This is a genomic window from Mesorhizobium sp. M4B.F.Ca.ET.089.01.1.1, assembly GCF_004022605.1.
Classification (GTDB): Bacteria; Pseudomonadota; Alphaproteobacteria; order Rhizobiales; family Rhizobiaceae; genus Mesorhizobium; species Mesorhizobium abyssinicae.
Genome location: NZ_RZOS01001231.1, coordinates 1 through 579, shown reverse-complemented (window position 1 = coordinate 579; position 579 = coordinate 1). Strand labels below are relative to the sequence as shown.

Here is a 579-nt window from a genome sequence, read left to right as displayed (position 1 = left end):
CGTTCCACTCGGCCTCGAGAGTGTCGGCAACGAGGCGATTGTCGGGATCGACCTTCATGTAGCGGCGCCGGGCGAGCTCGGCGTCATGACGCGTCCGCTCGATATGCTGTCGGCGCAACGTGTCCATCTCGGCGGCGCGTGCCTCAAGCTCGCGCTGCACCGCCAGGGTGACCTCAAGGGTCATCGGCGTCATCAGCTCGACAAGCAATGCACCCACCGCCGGGTCGACGACTTTGCCGGGCACGGACTGGCAGACCTTGCCGCCACGGCGGGTGGCAGTCTCCTGGCAGATATAGGTCGGGACAGGCTGACCGTGCTCCTGGCTGTAATGGACGCCCATGCGCCCGCCGCAAAGACCGCAGAGAACTCTGCCTTGGAGCAAGGCGGATCCTTCGCGGACCGGCCCGGCGCGGCGCTGCATTCCATACGCTTGTGCATTGGCGGCGAGACGCTCCTGGTTGGCCTTGAAGCGCTCCCAGTCGATATAACCCGGATGCAGGTCGGGCATGACGAACCGCCAGTCAGCCATGTCCACCTTGATCTGCGAGACGCCGCCGCCCGGCCGGGGCCTTCCACGCG

The 579-nt window shown here is 66.5% G+C and carries 1 protein-coding gene; it reads right to left on the bottom strand.

All coding sequences use genetic code 11. The features are described 5' to 3' along the window. Window positions 1-529, bottom strand: a 529-nt coding sequence (locus EN780_RS36905) for a recombinase zinc beta ribbon domain-containing protein (RefSeq protein WP_245500265.1), incomplete at its 3' end; no start/stop codon positions are given. Between the last annotated feature and the right edge of the window lie 50 nt (window positions 530-579).